Here is a 15,418-nt window from a genome sequence, read left to right on the forward strand (position 1 = left end):
GCCCCCTCCCCCTATGGAATTTGCGTTGAGGGCATAAAGCACGTAGAGATGCCACGCACATGCGGCCAAAAAAACAGCTGCGCCGACATGTGCCGACGCAGCATAACAACAACGTTGGAACGGTGTTAGATGTTCTTGAGCATCTCTACCACGAAATCGGCGGCTCGGGTGAGGGATTGCTCATCGATGTTTTCGATCACATCGTCGGCCTCGCCCATAAGCGCGGGCTTGTTGCCATCCATGCCGGCAATGGTGACGGCCTGCGCGCGGTGCTTCATCGCGTAGCTCGCGGGGCTTTCGCGCCAATCCACCGTGGCACCGCCAAGGTCGACGCCCGATGCCTGAATGGCTTTGCGGATGAAACGCTTCATGCGGGGCGAACATCCCATCTGCTTGAACGAGCCCTCCCGCTCCAGGTAGCACAGGTCGCCCGCTCCAAGCGATTCAAGGTTGATGATCAGAGCGCCGCGCATATCGGACGCATGGTCGGCCAAGAACGCCTTGATGCCGCCTTGCTCGGCAAGCTCAGAACCCAACGCCACGAACCACACCTCGGTGTTTATATCGCCCGACGCGAAGGAATAAATCTGCTGCATATCGTCAAAATCGGCATGGGGGACCGGTGCCACGCCCTCGTCCTTGGCAACCTTGCTGGCTGCCATGGCCGCAACCGCCGCGAACTCATCGGCGGAAACAGAGGGACCGGCGTCCATGGCGCGACGGCTTTCTTCGTGAAGCTGAGCATCATGGGCGGGTTCATCCGCAGGTTCGCCGCCACGACCCATACGCGCACGAATGCTGCTGAACGCGCCTCCGTTCCAATCGTCCTCTTCGTCGCGGAAGCTTTCCCAGCCGCCGCGGGCCTTGCCCACCGAGCGCGCGTCGAAATTCTCATCCACGCCCAGCCAGTCGTGGGTGCTCTCTTCATCCTTCTTGTTCTTGCGGTGGAACTTGCCAAAGAACTTGCCTATGCGCGACTGAGGCATTTCCACATACCCCGGGCCGGCAAAGGCGCCCGTCTCGGTAAATTCAGCGTCGAATGACGAATCGTCCGCGTCATCCACATAGATATCCTCGGGATCAAGTCCATCGACCAGCTCGTCACCCACGGGCTTGGAGCCTATGGCCTCCACGGCGGCAAAGCTGCCGGTGAGACTCACACTCTGGGGCTTATCCTGCACCGCAGGCATGCCAACGGTCGCATCGGCATCGGGGCCCTCGATGGAAGGCAGCGTGGTGGCGAGCAAAGATTTCGCGGCATCTTGCCCATGCGCATCCGCCACGTTCGCCAAAGGCGCGCGCTGACGGAACTCCTCGAACGATACGGACTTGAGCTCCGGCGCCGAGATAGGAGGCAGCGTGATCTGAGGCAGATTAACCACGGGGATATTCGCCTTGAGAACGCGCCCTTGGTCAGCAGCAGGAGCAGCGACGACGGCGCCAGACTGAGGCGCAGCCTGATTGATGGGCGAGGGCTGCTCAACGGGTGCAGCCATCTGATCCGCCGCGAGCGGCGTTCCATACGCAGCATCAACCTGCGCGGGGATGGGCGCCTGCTCAAAACCTGTAGGCGAAGATGCCTCGGCGGCGTCCATGGTGGCAGCTTGCTCGATGCCCTCGGCCGAAACGGTCACGCGATTCTTTTGCGCACGGTCACGCATGACATCCGAACGATCGACTGGCGGCGTGTAGTACATCATCTGCGGCAGACGCGTGGTTGCAGCGCCCGAGATTGCCGGAGGCACCTCCTCGGACGTGGCCTGCTGGGGCTGCTGTGCTTGCTGAGTCTGCTCGTCTGCCGTCGAAACGCCCGCCTGCGCCGCGGCGCGCAGGGCGCCCAAGTCGAGCTTGCCCTGCTGGCCCAATGCGGGCATGGCGGTGGTTGCCCCGGCGTTCGCTGCGGCCATAGGGGCAGGGGCATCGTTGGCTGCGGCGACAGAATCTGCGGGTGCGGAAACAGCGGCAGCCTGGGCCATCACTGCGACATCCGTAGCGGTTTCACGGGAAACATTGCCTTCAACCTGGGAGGATTCCATATTGGAAGGATGCAGCTGCGCATCGTGAGCCCTCTCAATGTGAGCCTCGGGCTCTTCTGCGGGAGAAGATTCCTGGCTATCCGACGGGAAGTCGGCATAGCGGGAACGATACTGGGCAGCCTCCTCGTGCTCGCCAGATTGCTCTGCCTTGATGCGGGCTTTTTCGGTGGCCTTCTTATACCAATCGGGCACGGTTGCCGGCTTAGAAGCTTCTGCCGCCGCAGCAGCGCGAGCAGCTTCGGCCTCTTCGGCGGCACGCTGTTCTTCAGCCTCGCGCGCGGCGGCCTCCTGCGCTGCGCGCTCAATTGCCGCAGCCTCTTCGGCGGCACGCTGCTCGGCCTGCTCGTGGAGCGCGGCAGCCTTCGCGGCCGCCTCGGCCAGCGTGCCGGCGGGCGCGCTCGTTAGCGCGGTACGCGTTTCCTGGCGCGCCTTTGATACGGCGGCATCGTCAGGAGCAGAGATAGGCGCATCTTTCACCTGCACCAGGTTATCGGCGATATCGCGCACCCCATGATGCACGGCTCCACCCGTCATGGCCGCAACGGCGGCCTTCGCGGCGGAAAGCCCATCGGACGCATCGGATTCGTAGCTGATGGTCGCACCTTCGGGCACCACACCAGCCTCGCGCGCCGCATGCTCGTCATGCATGACGCCGGAAGCGATGGGCGAAGAGCTTACCTCTCCCGTGCCAAGGCGGCGGGCCACCTCAAGCATAACGGCCACGCCAGCGGCATTGGAGTTGGCCGCCTCGTTGTAATCGGAAACCTTCTCCATGATATAGAACACCACAGGAATAAGCACGATAACGGCCAAAATAGCCTTGATTACGATGATGGCGATGGCTCCGGCACCCTGAACGTTGCTAAACGCAATCGCCGTAATAAGGATGAACACAGGAATGAGCACGCTCGCCGCCAGCACGGCAATGTCGAGCACGCGGCGGATGGCTACGAGCGGGCGCGCCAGATCGCGCCTCAGTTTGCCGCTGTCGTAATGAGCAACCAGAATCACCTTGCGTCGGCGGGCGCCGGCGCTATCGGGATCGCGCACAGGCTCGTATTTGCCCACGACGTTTTGACTGATGCCTTTCATGAACAGCTGCGAGATCACCGGTTTATCAAACGTTTCAAGGAACAAAACCGCGGCGGCAAGAAGCGCCACCACCGCAGAGGGGATAGCCGTGATCGGCAGCACAATAGAGAGCAGCACCGCCACGATGGCGATGGCATGGCATATCACCTTCGCAAGCCCAGGATTGTTTGAACAGGCGAAATCCTCGATGTTCGCCGAGAGATGCGCATCCTTCTGGAGGCGATCGGTAATGTAGAGCGCCGCTTGCTGCTCTTCCTCCGTACCGGAGGGGCGGGCGCCAATCTCTTGCGAGAGATACGCTATGTGGTCCATCGGTGTGCTCATATTTACACCTTATCGTTCGCAATACCTTATTCGAATACGGGCATATTCGTTCAATAGTATAGCCCATCGTGCCTCATCCGGGCGCATTTACTGCCCTCCGCCCAGATAATCTCGAATATACGCATCAGACTGAGCCGCCGCCTCGCGCGTGGTAAGGTAATCGTCTCGCGCCTGCTGCGTATCGGCAGCGAGAGCATCCTCCACGGGCTGCGCCGGGTTTTCGGGAAGCTTCTGCGCCAGTTCCACCGCCTCGGCATCGGCTTGATTGTAGAGCGCGTTCTGCTCGTCGGCGGTGGCCTTGTCCTGGATGTAAATGGCATCGTTGCTCGCAAGCGCATACCCAATGGCCTCGAGACGCTTGTCGATATAAGCGCTAAAATCCGAGAAATCAGCCGAAGGATACGCCTCCTGCGCGGCGGAAAGCGACGCAGATGCCTCATTGAGCAGGTCGTTCGCCTGCTGGGTCTTTTCTTCAGACGCTTTCACGTTCTCGTTGGTGGTCTCGGTCACCATGGCTGCCGCCTCCTTGAGCAGGCCATCCGCCTCAACAAGCGCATTCCAGCACTGCTGGATCTGCGCGGATGCAGTGCGCGCCTGGACTTCCGCCTGGATGATCGACGTGGCGCCGTCCAAAAGCTCGGTGCGGGCGTTAGCGCTTTCTTGCGCCTTGAGCGCCGCCTCGCGATCGGCCGAGGCGTCCATGGACTCGTAGGCCGTCTCGCCAAACGCGGCCGCCGCATTGATACGCACGCGTGCGTCATCCATGCGCGCGATAAGAGAATCGATATCCTCATCCGATGCATCGCCCAAGCCGTCCGTAACCAGGGCGTCAGCGGCGAGCACCACCTCGTCAGCGGCTTCGAGCTCCTGCATGGCCTGGCCCAGCACCGTCAGATTTTCAACATTTTGTTGATACGCATTCCAAAAATAGACGCCGGCATAGGCGATCACCGCAATGGATGCCGCCGCAGCCACCACCGTGCCAACGATGCGCCGGGCGCGGCGTGCGGATTTGCGGCGGCGAATTTCGGCCTCGGGATTGTCGAGCGCGCGCTTGCGTGCCCGCGCCGCTCGTCCGCGCGCCGAAAGGTCAAGGGCGTACCCCGCCACATCGGCGCCGGTGGGAGAGCCTTCGGCCTTTTTCTCCTTACGCGACTTTCGGCTTTCCACGGCGAACACCGACACCTTGTTGAGGCGCGACGGACGCGGCGTGGACGACGATTTGCCGTCGGCCTTCTCTCGGCGCTCATCGAGCACCGAGAGAGAAAGCTCGTTGGACGTGCCCGCCGTGTTGCCCTTGATATGCAGATTTTCGGCGATGCCCCTGAACAGGTGCGTATGGCTGAGATTGCGTGCCACGACAGCCGCCTAGAAATCCCCGCCGGCATTGCCCGACCCGCCGGAATCGCGCGAATCGGCGGCATCCGATATACGCGCGAGCGCTCCGATGGCGAGCACCGCCTCGTCGATGGTGCAAGTCGTGATGTTCTGCGACGGCAGCGACTTGAGGAACGAGCGCCCGTATCCCTTGGTCAACAGGCGACGGTCGGCCAAAACGAGCACGCCGGTATCGGTAGACGACCTGATCAGGCGACCTGCAGCCTGCTTCACTTCAATCACCGCCTGGGGCAGCGTATAGTGCGACCACGCAGCCGAGTCGCGCTGCGCGCGCTCGCATGACAGGGGATCGGTGGGTTTCGCAAAAGGCAGTTTGGGAATGATGACGCCCTTGAGCGTGGCGCCCGGCGCGTCGAAGCCCTCCCAGAAACTCTTGAGAGCGAAAAGCGAGAGATGCTCGTCTTTGAGGAAATCGTCGCGCAGCCCCTTGGTGGAAACGCCCCATTTTTGACATACCAAGCGCAGGCCGTGCTCTTTCATAGCGGGGTCAACCGCCTCGAAGCACGCCTCCATCTCGCGCCTGTTGGTAAACAGGGTGAGCATGCTGCCCTGCTGCGCCACATGTGCGCGGGCGAGAAGCCCCTCGAGCGCATCCAGATATCCCGGTTGATTAGGCTCGGGGATATCTTTGATGACGAACACGCGCATGTTCGCATCGAAATCGTAGCTTGAACCCAAAAGACACGTTTCTGCGCGCGAGGATTCGCCGGCACCGAGGCCCATGGCGTTCATAAACGTCTTGAACTCGCCGCCCACGGTGATAGTGGCGCTGGCATACACCACGCTTTCGGTGTTCTCGTACAGCGTCTCGCCCAAAGTTTGACCGATATCGACAATCTGCGCCTGGAGCGATTCGGCCACACGCTCTGGTTTGCGCGAAAGCTTGGCAGAATACACGAAACGCGGGTCGCCCGTCTCAAGAATGAGCTCGCTTGCCTGAAGCATTTCCTTGGCATCGATCACCACGGTTGCTATCTCGCGTTGACAATCGGCCACCCCGTCCACGCCTTCGAGGAATGCGATAAGCTCGTTTCCCGAGGTGATCAGGCGCTCTGCCGCCTCGCGGAACGTGCGCCCAAAGCCGCGCAACGCCTGGAAGCGAGAATCTTGGCGAATCTGATCGTTTATCCAAATCTCTATATTCTCATAACCTTTATTGCTGCGGTTGGTATCGCACGCCAACAGGTCTTTCATGTGATGAGCCAGCTCGCTTGCCGCTTCAGCGAACGCCTTTCCGCGCGAACGCGCCTTTTCGGTCAGCCCGAAGAAGAGCGTGCTCGCCTCGGGTTGGCTGCCAGAATCCAGCGGGGCGCGGCGCTCAGTGCGCACGAATACGTTGCGCTTGGCGTCGTCGGATGCCAGGCGATTCGCCAGACGCACCATTTCCGATGCATCGAGGGATATAGCCAGGGCGCGGCGAGCTTCCGCCTCGGCGCCGTGGGCCTCATCCACCACCCAATAGCGCGCGCGAGGCAAAAGCCCGCCATCGGCCGCAAGGTCGCAGAAGAACAGCGAATGATTGGTGACCACGATGTCAGCCGTCTCGGCCTTTTTGCGCAGGCCGTGGACAAAGCACTGCGTGCCGAAATACGGGCATTTGCGACGCAGGCAGTCGCGCGACGTGGTGGTGAACGAATAACGCGGCAGCGCCTTGAAATCCAGCTTGAGGCCGTCGATATCGTCGTAATCGGTCTGCTCGATGAACGAAAGCAACGCCGCGATAGAGGGCGCCTGGCTCACGTCCTTGCCGGCCACATTGACCGTGCGCGCGCCGTCGTGGGCAACGCGATCAACCAGTCGCAGGCAGGGATAGTGCGAGAACCCCTTGAGCGCCACATAGGTAAGGTCGCCCTCACCTTTTGCCGCAAGACCCTGGGCAAGCAGGGGCAACTCTTTATAGACGATCTGATCGAGCAGGGCATTCGTTTTGGTGGCAACACCGATCGGAATATGATTGCGCACGGCGGTAAGCGCGCTAGGCAGCAAATACGCCATGGATTTGCCCACGCCGGTGCCCGCTTCCACCACAAGGTTCGTTCCCGTGGAGAACGCCTTCAGCACCTGGTCGGCCATGACCGCCTGCTCTTCGCGCGGTTCGAAACCCTCGTAGAGGCCGCCCACGATACCTTCAGCCGTAAATGCCTGCGCGATTTCGCTCGCATCGGGAAACTCCACGACGGCCTGCGCGGATGACACATGCGCCTCAAACGGAGCATAGGAGGCCGCTTGCGTTGAGGCGATCCGTGCCGATTCCGACGCGGCCACGATGCTATCGGATGCCGTTTGACCTGCGGTTTTTTGTGAAGTGGAGAGGCGCGCATGACGCATTCCCCTGATAGTGAGGGGGTAACGTTTGCGTTCGATGCCCGCGCCGGACTTCGCTTCCTCGAGTGCTGCCATGTGGTTCGCCATGCATGAGAACACCGCACCCGTAGGCCATTCCTCTACCGGCGCGAGGGCCGCAATATGCTCAACGAGGTCAAGCGGCATGCTGGACACCGCGGCAAGCAGGATGCGGTACACCGCGCACAGCGCTTCCACGTCGGCATCGGCGCGATGGGTGGATATAGGTGCATCGAATGCCCTCACCAAATCGATCAGGCGATGGGATTTCAGGCGGGGGAGGGCGATGCGCGCCAGGTCGAGCGAATCAACCCAAAGGTTCTCGAGCAGGGGATAGCCCGAAGGGCTCTTGGTGGTAAACCCCTTATCAAAGGCCGCGTTGTGGGCGACCACGGTGGCATCCCGCACAAACTCAACAAGGCGGGCGCGGGCCTCATCGGGCAGCGGAGCATCCGCCACATCCTCGTCATGAATGTTTGTCAGGCGCGCCACGTCCTCAGGAATAGGCTTCCCCGGATTCACAAACGTCACGAACCAATCGGTCACCTTTCCGCATTCCATACGTGCGGCGGCGATCTGCGTCAATTCGTCATGATGCTGGGAAAAACCCGTCGTCTCGGTGTCGAGAATAACCACATTGCGATCGAGCTCGCCAAAATCGGAGCGGGCTGCCATATCGCAGAGCGTCGCATAGCGCTCGCATACATCTTTTGGCGTGCCTTCGGTGATAAAGTCGTATACACTCATAGTTTATATGTCGCAATCTCGTCGATTTTATCAGTATCCATTAGCCTAGCACGAAAGGGCCTCCATGGCACATTTCAACGCCTCAGATGTATATTTCGGATCATACGCCCGCTTTGTCGCGACCGATAAGAAAATGGGCGCATCGCTTTCAGGCCCCGACAACGCGGTGGGCGACGTTGGAAGCGTCGAATTCCAGCTTGACGACGACAAACGACAGCAAGCGTGGCTGAAAAACCCCTACGGTGCATTCATTGGTCACCTTGACCCCTCAATGTCTCATAAACTAGCGCTCTACCAGGCAAAAGGCTGGGAGATACGCTATGTTTTGAGCTTCACCGCGTTCAGCGACGGAGGCGAGACGGGCACCTATTGGGGCGAGGCCGCCGTAATTGCCTTCGCCCCTCGCTACGCCGAGCAGTTTGAGCAGTTCGTTGCCGCTTTTGCCCGCCGCGCAGGCGATGGCTTGCGCCCCGACCCCGATCTGAACGCAAACGCGGTCGAGGCAATTGTGGCCGACCCCGATTCTTGGCAGCCCGGCGCCAAGGTGAAAATGCCGCAGGGGAGCGGACGAACCGCCATACTCAAGGATCATCGCACCCTGCATGACAAGGTACTTGACCAGGCACGCAGGAAAAACCCTGGATGCTATGTGGTGAGCTGGGCATTCATCATCGCCCTTGTTGCGCTCGCCGCATGGATCCTGCATTCGCTGGGCCTGTTTTAAAGAGCGCACCCAAAAGCATATTGCGCGTCTCATTCAATCAACAGCCCTTGCGACCGAGTTGGAGCCTTTTCAGATTCACGAGCATCAGAACAAGACGCTGCGGGACTTTCCCACCGATTCGCCCCGCAGCGTCTTCGTGATCTACTCAAATGCGAAGGCTACTCATCTTCCAGCGCGTATTCAATGAGCTTTTCGCACAGCTGAGGGAATTCCATGCCCGCCACGCGCGCCGCATCGGGCACAAGCGAGGTGTTGGTCATGCCGGGCAGAGTGTTGGTCTCCAGAATCCAGCACTGACCCTCCGCATCCAGCATAAAGTCGCTGCGAGAAATGCCGCGGCAGCCAAGAATGGAGTGAGCCGCAACCGCCATGTTCTGAGCCTCTTCGGTGACCTCAGCCGACACGGGGGCGGGACAAAGATGCGTGCTACCGCCTTCGGCGTACTTAGCGTGATAGTTATAGAACTCGTCCTGGTTGGGAACCACCTGGATGATGGGCAGCGCAAAAGGATCCTCGGTGCCCAGCACGCCGATGGTAAGCTCGGTTCCCTCGATGAAGGCTTCTATCATGGCCTCGTCATCGACGGCAAGAGCAACATCAATTGCTTTTCGCAGGTCAGACGCATCTTTAACGATGGTCATCCCCAAAGAAGAACCTTCGGTGGAAGGCTTCACCACGCAAGGGATACCCACCGTCTCTACGATTTCTTCCATATCGGCATCATCGAGCACATCGTTCTTTCCCACCGCCATGGAAGGCGCCACGCGCAGACCCGCCGCAGCGTAGTACTCCTTGGCGCGCGGCTTGCTTACGGCCAAGGCATTGGCGAGAATGCCCGACCCGGTATAGGGAATGCCCACCGTTTGCAGAAAGCCCTGAATAGAACCGTCTTCGCCGCCCTTGCCATGAAGCGCGAGGAATGCGACATCGAAATCGTCGGTGATAAGGCGCTTTAAATCTTCCTTAGAAGCAGAATCTATAAGCGTGGCGGCAAAACCCGCCTCTTTAAGCGCATCGGCGCAGCATGCGCCAGAGTTCAGGGAGACTTCGCGCTCTCCGCTCGTGCCGCCGTACACCACAGCGACCGAATAATCTTTGGGATTACCGGAATAGGCCATCTTTCATCCTTACGCGCGGGCGCGCCGCCGACGCTTGATGCATCGCGGCGCGCTGGTTGTATCGTTGCGCACCCAATATATCGCATGCCGTATAGGTTGAGTGATTTTCGTTGACAGAACACATCGAAGCAGTATCATTGTGTCAGTTCTTATTGCAACTCTGTCCTAATAAGAAAGAAGGATGCCATGAAAATCTATCGTTGCAAGGTGTGCGGCTATCTTCATGTTGGCTCCGCCCCCGAAGAGTGCCCCATGTGCCATGCCAAGCAGGCCGCTTTCTATGAGTACGAGCTGCCCGATGTGAGCGGCACCAAGACCGCCGAGAACCTGGCTGCCGCCTTTGCCGGCGAGTCCCAGGCCAACCGTAAGTACACCTTGTGGCAGCAGATCGCCAAGGAGGCCGGCGAGGAAGAGGCCGCAGCCGCCTTCGATCGCCCCATGGCCGAGGAAACCGCCCACGCTCTGGCCGAAGCCGTGTACATGGGCATGTTCGGCGACGTGAAGAAGAACCTCCAGGATGCCGCCGCTGGCGAGCAGTATGAGGAGGAGAGCATGTACCCCGAGTTTGCCAAGGTCGCGCGCGAAGAGGGTTTTGAGGATATCGCTCACTTCTTCGAGATGACCGCAAAATTCGAGGGCATGCACAAGGCTGGCTACCGGAAGGCCGCCGACGCTCTGTAGGAGTCATTCAGCAAGCGCCGACTATCAGCCGAAGCCACCTGGCTGCCACAGGATTACTCAATTCTGATGTAAAGCGTAAAAAAGACCGCCTTTCTAGGCGGTCTTTTTTACGAACAGGCTCTTAATGCACTCATTTAGCGTACGGCTGCACATCTGCAACCATGTAGCCGCGTGCATATAATCACGTAGAAGCGCGCCCACAATCCACCCGCGCGCACGTAATCGACTCAATCCAGGACGAAGAGCCACCGAATCCAGAATAAGCCCGCAATCCACCTACGCTCACGAAATCGACTCAATAGCCTTTCTTATTTTTGAGCTGACCACAAGCGCCCGCAATATCCCCACCGCGTGATTGTCGAAGAGTTGCTTCGGTTCCTGATTCTTGAAGTCGCTCGATAAAGCGTTCAATGCTGCGATGCGAAGCAGGCTTGAACGGTGAATCGTCAATCTCGTTGAGCGGAATGATATTGACATGGCAACTCAACCCACGACAAAAATCAATCAGCGCCTGCAGATGCTTCTCATCGTCATTCTTTTTCGAGATCATCAGATACTCAAACGTTATACGTCGCTTCGAAAGGTCTTGATATCTGCGAAGAACCTCATGAAGCTCCTTAAGTGGCTGGTTTGCCACCTTAGGCATGAGCTCATCTCGCGTTTCTTGCACCGCCGAATGCAGCGACACGGCCAGAGTGAATTGCTCAGGCTCGTGAGAAAATCGCTCAATGCCTTGAAAAATTCCGCAGGTCGACACGGTAATCCTTCGAGCAGCGATATTAAGCCCTTGATCCCCGTTCAAAATATCGAGCGCTTTTCTCACATTGTCGTAATTGAGAAATGGCTCGCCTTGACCCATGGCTACAAGGTTGCTAACGCGGCGGCCCATATCATTCTGCGCAATAAGCACCTGCTCAACCATCTCACCAGGAAGGAGATTGCGGGTAAAGCCCTCATGACCCGTCGCACAAAACGCACAGGCCATAGCGCAGCCAACCTGGGTCGAAAAGCATACGGTAAGTCGGTCTTGAGAGGGAATAGCCACCATCTCGGTTGCCGCACCATCGGCAAAGGAGATGATGTACTTGCGCGTTCCATCGAGAGAAACCTGCTTATCCACTACGTTTGCAGGAAATAAGGGAAGTTCCGACGCCAATGCCTCTCGTAGGCTCTTTGGCAGGTTGGTCATTTCCTCGTAAGACCGAGCGCCTTTTTGATAGAGCCATTGATACACTTGCTTAGCTCTAAAGAGGGGCAACCCCTTTTCCTTAAAGAGTTGCCCCATCTCATTCAGCGAATATGCCTTAATTTCCGCCATGAAATCTATGCTTCCTCGTGACCTTCATGCATCTTTTCGAGAAGACGCTGTAGATCTTCCTCATCCTTGAATTCGATTTCGATTTTGTTTTTACCGTTTGCGCTCCTAATGCGAACCTTGGTACCCCATTCTTCAGTTAGAGATTTCGCCGTAGTTTTGTAAATCTTAGGCATCGGAGGACGCGGAGGCTGAGAAGCAGCTTTGGCCCTTCCAGCAAAAAGTCGAGCGATGGACTCCGCCTCACGTACAGAGAGCTTCTCTTTCTTCAGCTTATCGGTCAGCTTCTGACGTCCCTCTTCGGTAGGAATAGAGAGAATCGCACGAGCATGACCGGCCGTAATGCGCTCCTCATACAGCAATTGTTGCGCTTCCTCGGGCAAATCGAGGAGACGAAGCGCATTGGCAATGGTAGAGCGACCCTTTGACACAGCCGCAGCCACTTCTGATTGAGTTCTACCGCCGCGCTCCATCATGCGCTTGTATCCGTAGGCCTCTTCGATGGGATTAAGGTCGCTACGCTGAAGGTTTTCAATGAGAGCAAGCTCGAGCACCTTCATATCGTCGGCCTCTATCACACGGACCGGCACTTTTTCCATCTTGGCAAGCTTGCACGCCTGCCACCTACGCTCGCCAGCAATGATTTCGTAATCATCCTCGACCTTGCGTACAACAATTGGCTGAAGAAGACCGTCTTTTTGGATGGAGGAGGAGAGTTCCTCGAGTTCATCCTTATTGAAATGCATGCGGGGCTGATCAGGATTGGGCTTAACGCGTTCTATATCGACTTCAACAGCAATATTGTTGCCCTCCAGTGCGTCAGCAGCGAGCTTCTCCTTGGCAGCGTTAGTCCCAATCGTATTGGCGGGACGCACGGAAGCAGCGGAAGACACAGTGGTGGGATTCTGCGAGATGCCCCCATGGGGAGAAGCGCCCTGCTGTGCAGACGTTTGGGGAACGCGCTCAACGACGCCCACGATAGTCACGCCATCGTTATCTTCGATAAGTTCCTTCTTTGCAATCACATCCTTGACTGCAATAGTCGGTTTAACCGATTCCGTCGCGGACTTAATCGACGAAGACTCCTTTTTTTCTCCGTCGAGAACAGCACGCTCCTCTTGAGGAAGATCCTCCTCCCTAATGACTTCCCTCTCGGCGGTTCTTGCAGGAGCTATCCTGCGTTCAACCGAATCAACTGCAGGAGTGGGAGTCGCGGGAGTCTTCTCACGCTCCACCTCCGAAGAGGATGCCGCCGGACGAGCGGGCTGCATAGCTGCCTCATACCCTCCCAGGAGAGAATCAAGGCCGCGTCCAAGGCCGCCTTTGGTGTTTTTAGCCACGAGAAATCACTTCCTTCGCAAGTGCACGGTAAGCCTCTGCGCCTTTTCCGGTCGGATCGTACTGCGTAATAGGCTGACCGAAACTGGGGGCTTCGGAAATTTTCACCGAACGGGGAATTACTACATCGAACACACGCTTAGCAAAGAAGTTTCGCACTTCGCTCGCAACCTGCTTGGATAGCGTCGTGCGACCATCGTACATCGTCAGCAACACGCCAAAGATATCGAGGCTCGGGTTGAGGTGCGTCTTTACACGCTTCATGGAATCAAGCAGCTTGGTAACGCCCTCCAACGCATAGAACTCGCATTGGATGGGAATAAGCAACTTGTCAGCAGCGACCAATGCATTGATGGTGAGCAGGCCGAGCGAAGGCGGGCAATCGATGAATACGTAGTCATAGCGACCACGAACCGCACCTGTCGCTTCCTTAAGGCGGTTTTCACGAGCCATCTCAGCGACCAGCTCCACCTCAGCGCCAGCAAGATTGATGGTTGCGGGCGCTACATCAAGACCTTCGCATACATCGGGAATAATTACATCGGTTAACGATGCTTCGCCTAGAAGCACATCGTAGATGCATTGGTCGAGGCGGTTCTTCTCTATGCCAAGACCGCTTGAGGTATTGCCCTGCGGATCAAGGTCGATAAGAAGCACCTGTTTCCCGAGCTCTCCCAACGCTGCCCCAAGATCTATTGCCGTGGTGGATTTTCCCACGCCACCCTTCTGATTCAGGATGGCAATAACTTTCGTGGTTCCAACCACATGCTTCACAGGCTTCTTCTCTGCATAGGACTTAATAGGTGTAGCCACGTACATATCAGCCGCAGACTGGGCAGTCTCTTCCTCATCGGATGTTTCACGTGAAACAACCGTTTCTCGCTCATCCGCGGAAGAGTTACCCTCTTCCTCGCGAGCATCTTCATCCCGAGGCGCATCCTGCAACGGAGTGGCCGCTGCTTCCTCGTCTCGAGAATCAATTGCTGATGAGGTAACGCTCTGCTCTGGGTCAGTTTCTGTATGAAAACGATTTGCCTGACGCTTGAAGCTATCGAATAAGCCCACAGATTCCTCCTCTACTGCGTTATTACTGTTATATAGAAGGTGCACCAAGCAGGCTACACTCTATAACCAAAGTCAGGAGCTCATGTTTCACGTGAAACATGGCTATCATTGCTGACGGAAGCGTCGGATTCGATATTATACTCCGTAACCCTTGCACAGATGACCTGCAGGAGGTTGCTTCATTATTTTCTTTCTTTTGTTTGACAAGCTCCCAGGCTCAGCAAAGAGGATTCATTGGCAGCAGATATCAACGGGTATCGACTACATGACACTTATGTACGTTCCCTCAACAGCTCATCCCCGTTTATAACGACTCATCCCCATCCATCTCTCGCGCAATTGACCTCATGGGATTCCCATATCGGTTGTTTCATGTTGAAGATGAGTGCCGTGATCCGTGATTTACGTGAGTCATCCCCAGACATCTTTCTATCGTCTCGCGCTCTCCCTTACATATATATAAGTAAGGGGTGCAGGAGCGTATAAAAGGGATGGACCCGTATAACGAAGCGTAGCTGAGAAGCGTTCATACACCGAGGTGGTCTCGCATGCTCCACAGCGTGGATGCATTTACTCCTTTATGCACAATCGTATTGGCTTCCAATGAGACGAGAGTGTCTGTCTTTGTAGATCTAGGTTGGTTTCACGGTTGGTTTCACGGTTGGTTTCCTTGTTGGTTTCCTGGTTGGTTTCCTGGTTGGTTTCCTGGTTGGTTTCCTGGTTGGTTTCCTGGTTGGTTTCCTGGTTGGTTTCCTTGTTGGTTTCCTGGTTGGTTTCCTGGTTGGTTTCCTGGTTGGTTTCCTGGTTGGTTTGACAAAAGTTCTCGAACCAAGAACTTTTGTCAAACCAACCAGACCTATGACAGCCTCAACCCATAGCAATTCCTCTTCTGCAGCCAAGCAGACGAAGTGAACCGAGATAAAGACCGCGCTTTGCCTGAACGGAATGTTTCACGTGAAACAAATATCAAGACGTAATCAATGAGCGCATTGTCAGCCTTACTAAGTGAAAGAATCAGGGAAAGTAAACCGCTCGGCATAAACAAGTCCCACCGCCCCAACATGAACCGTTTCCCAAAACCAATGAACAACATCCCATACGGAACAAACCGGGACCGCGGACGTTTTCTTGTACATCCTACAGCACCGGATAGCCCAGCGCCGCGCGGCGCTCGTCCGGGGTGAGCCACCCGAGCTTCTGGGATATGCGCCCCTCGCGGAACCAGCGCATCCACTCG

Annotated in this window: 9 protein-coding genes; 2 read left to right on the top strand and 7 right to left on the bottom strand. The window is 57.3% G+C overall.

Translation table 11 applies throughout. The features are described from left to right. Nucleotides 1-125: 125 nt before the first annotated feature. From DMP06_RS08345 to DMP06_RS08355, 3 genes are all read right to left on the bottom strand, one after another. Nucleotides 126-3,452 (bottom strand): hypothetical protein, encoded by a 3,327-nt coding sequence (locus DMP06_RS08345; RefSeq protein WP_148042518.1) that lies wholly within the window; start codon nt 3,450-3,452, stop codon nt 126-128. An 87-nt stretch (nt 3,453-3,539) separates the two neighbouring features. Continuing rightward, complete coding sequence (locus tag DMP06_RS08350) at nt 3,540-4,811, bottom strand: hypothetical protein (protein WP_123209284.1); 1,272 nt, start codon at nt 4,809-4,811, stop codon at nt 3,540-3,542. Nucleotides 4,812-4,820: 9 nt separating this feature from the next. Further along, nucleotides 4,821-7,940 carry a helicase C-terminal domain-containing protein gene (locus DMP06_RS08355; RefSeq protein WP_123209285.1) on the bottom strand — a complete coding sequence of 1,040 codons (3,120 nt, stop codon included), beginning with the start codon at nt 7,938-7,940 and terminating at the stop codon, nt 4,821-4,823. Nucleotides 7,941-8,004: 64 nt separating this feature from the next. On the opposite strand from DMP06_RS08355, the gene DMP06_RS08360 reads away from it, so the two are divergent. Then, the gene (locus DMP06_RS08360; protein WP_123209286.1) at nt 8,005-8,664 is read left to right on the top strand and encodes a hypothetical protein; all 660 of its coding nucleotides are present in this window, start codon (nt 8,005-8,007) and stop codon (nt 8,662-8,664) included. A gap of 158 nt (nt 8,665-8,822) precedes the next feature. Here the strand turns inward: DMP06_RS08360 and DMP06_RS08365 are convergent, their stop codons facing one another. Beyond that, complete coding sequence (locus tag DMP06_RS08365) at nt 8,823-9,782, bottom strand: D-alanine--D-alanine ligase family protein (protein WP_123209287.1); 960 nt, start codon at nt 9,780-9,782, stop codon at nt 8,823-8,825. A gap of 186 nt (nt 9,783-9,968) precedes the next feature. On the opposite strand from DMP06_RS08365, the gene DMP06_RS08370 reads away from it, so the two are divergent. Then, the gene (locus DMP06_RS08370) at nt 9,969-10,463 is read left to right on the top strand and encodes a ferritin family protein (protein WP_123209288.1); all 495 of its coding nucleotides are present in this window, start codon (nt 9,969-9,971) and stop codon (nt 10,461-10,463) included. 295 nt (nt 10,464-10,758) lie between these two features. Here the strand turns inward: DMP06_RS08370 and rlmN are convergent, their stop codons facing one another. The 3 genes from rlmN to DMP06_RS08385 all read right to left on the bottom strand — a co-directional run bounded on the left by rlmN (nt 10,759) and on the right by DMP06_RS08385 (nt 13,935). Next, nucleotides 10,759-11,781: a dual-specificity RNA methyltransferase RlmN gene (gene rlmN, locus DMP06_RS08375; RefSeq protein ID WP_123209289.1), complete on the bottom strand. Its 1,023-nt coding sequence runs from the start codon at nt 11,779-11,781 to the stop codon at nt 10,759-10,761. 5 nt (nt 11,782-11,786) lie between these two features. Further along, on the bottom strand, nt 11,787-13,013 hold the full coding sequence (locus DMP06_RS08380) for a ParB/RepB/Spo0J family partition protein (protein ID WP_245962439.1): 1,227 nt from the start codon (nt 13,011-13,013) through the stop codon (nt 11,787-11,789). Between the two features lie 97 nt (nt 13,014-13,110). Beyond that, entirely contained in the window at nt 13,111-13,935 is an 825-nt protein-coding gene (locus DMP06_RS08385; protein ID WP_123209296.1) for a ParA family protein, read from the bottom strand. Nucleotides 13,936-15,418 lie beyond the last annotated feature (1,483 nt).

It is taken from the genome of Slackia equolifaciens (assembly GCF_003725995.1).
GTDB classification, from domain to species: Bacteria; Actinomycetota; Coriobacteriia; order Coriobacteriales; family Eggerthellaceae; genus Slackia; species Slackia equolifaciens.

Bases quoted from the DNA above. Each gene is read 5' to 3' on its own strand.
- DMP06_RS08345 (WP_148042518.1), bottom strand. From the start codon at position 3,452: ATGAGCACACCGATGGACCACATAGCGTATCTCTCGCAAGAGATTGGC.
- DMP06_RS08365 (WP_123209287.1), bottom strand. From the start codon at position 9,782: ATGGCCTATTCCGGTAATCCCAAAGATTATTCGGTCGCTGTGGTGTAC.
- DMP06_RS08360 (WP_123209286.1), top strand. From the start codon at position 8,005: ATGGCACATTTCAACGCCTCAGATGTATATTTCGGATCATACGCCCGC.
- DMP06_RS08355 (WP_123209285.1), bottom strand. From the start codon at position 7,940: ATGAGTGTATACGACTTTATCACCGAAGGCACGCCAAAAGATGTATGC.
- DMP06_RS08385 (WP_123209296.1), bottom strand. From the start codon at position 13,935: ATGTACGTGGCTACACCTATTAAGTCCTATGCAGAGAAGAAGCCTGTG.
- rlmN (WP_123209289.1), bottom strand. From the start codon at position 11,781: ATGGCGGAAATTAAGGCATATTCGCTGAATGAGATGGGGCAACTCTTT.
- DMP06_RS08370 (WP_123209288.1), top strand. From the start codon at position 9,969: ATGAAAATCTATCGTTGCAAGGTGTGCGGCTATCTTCATGTTGGCTCC.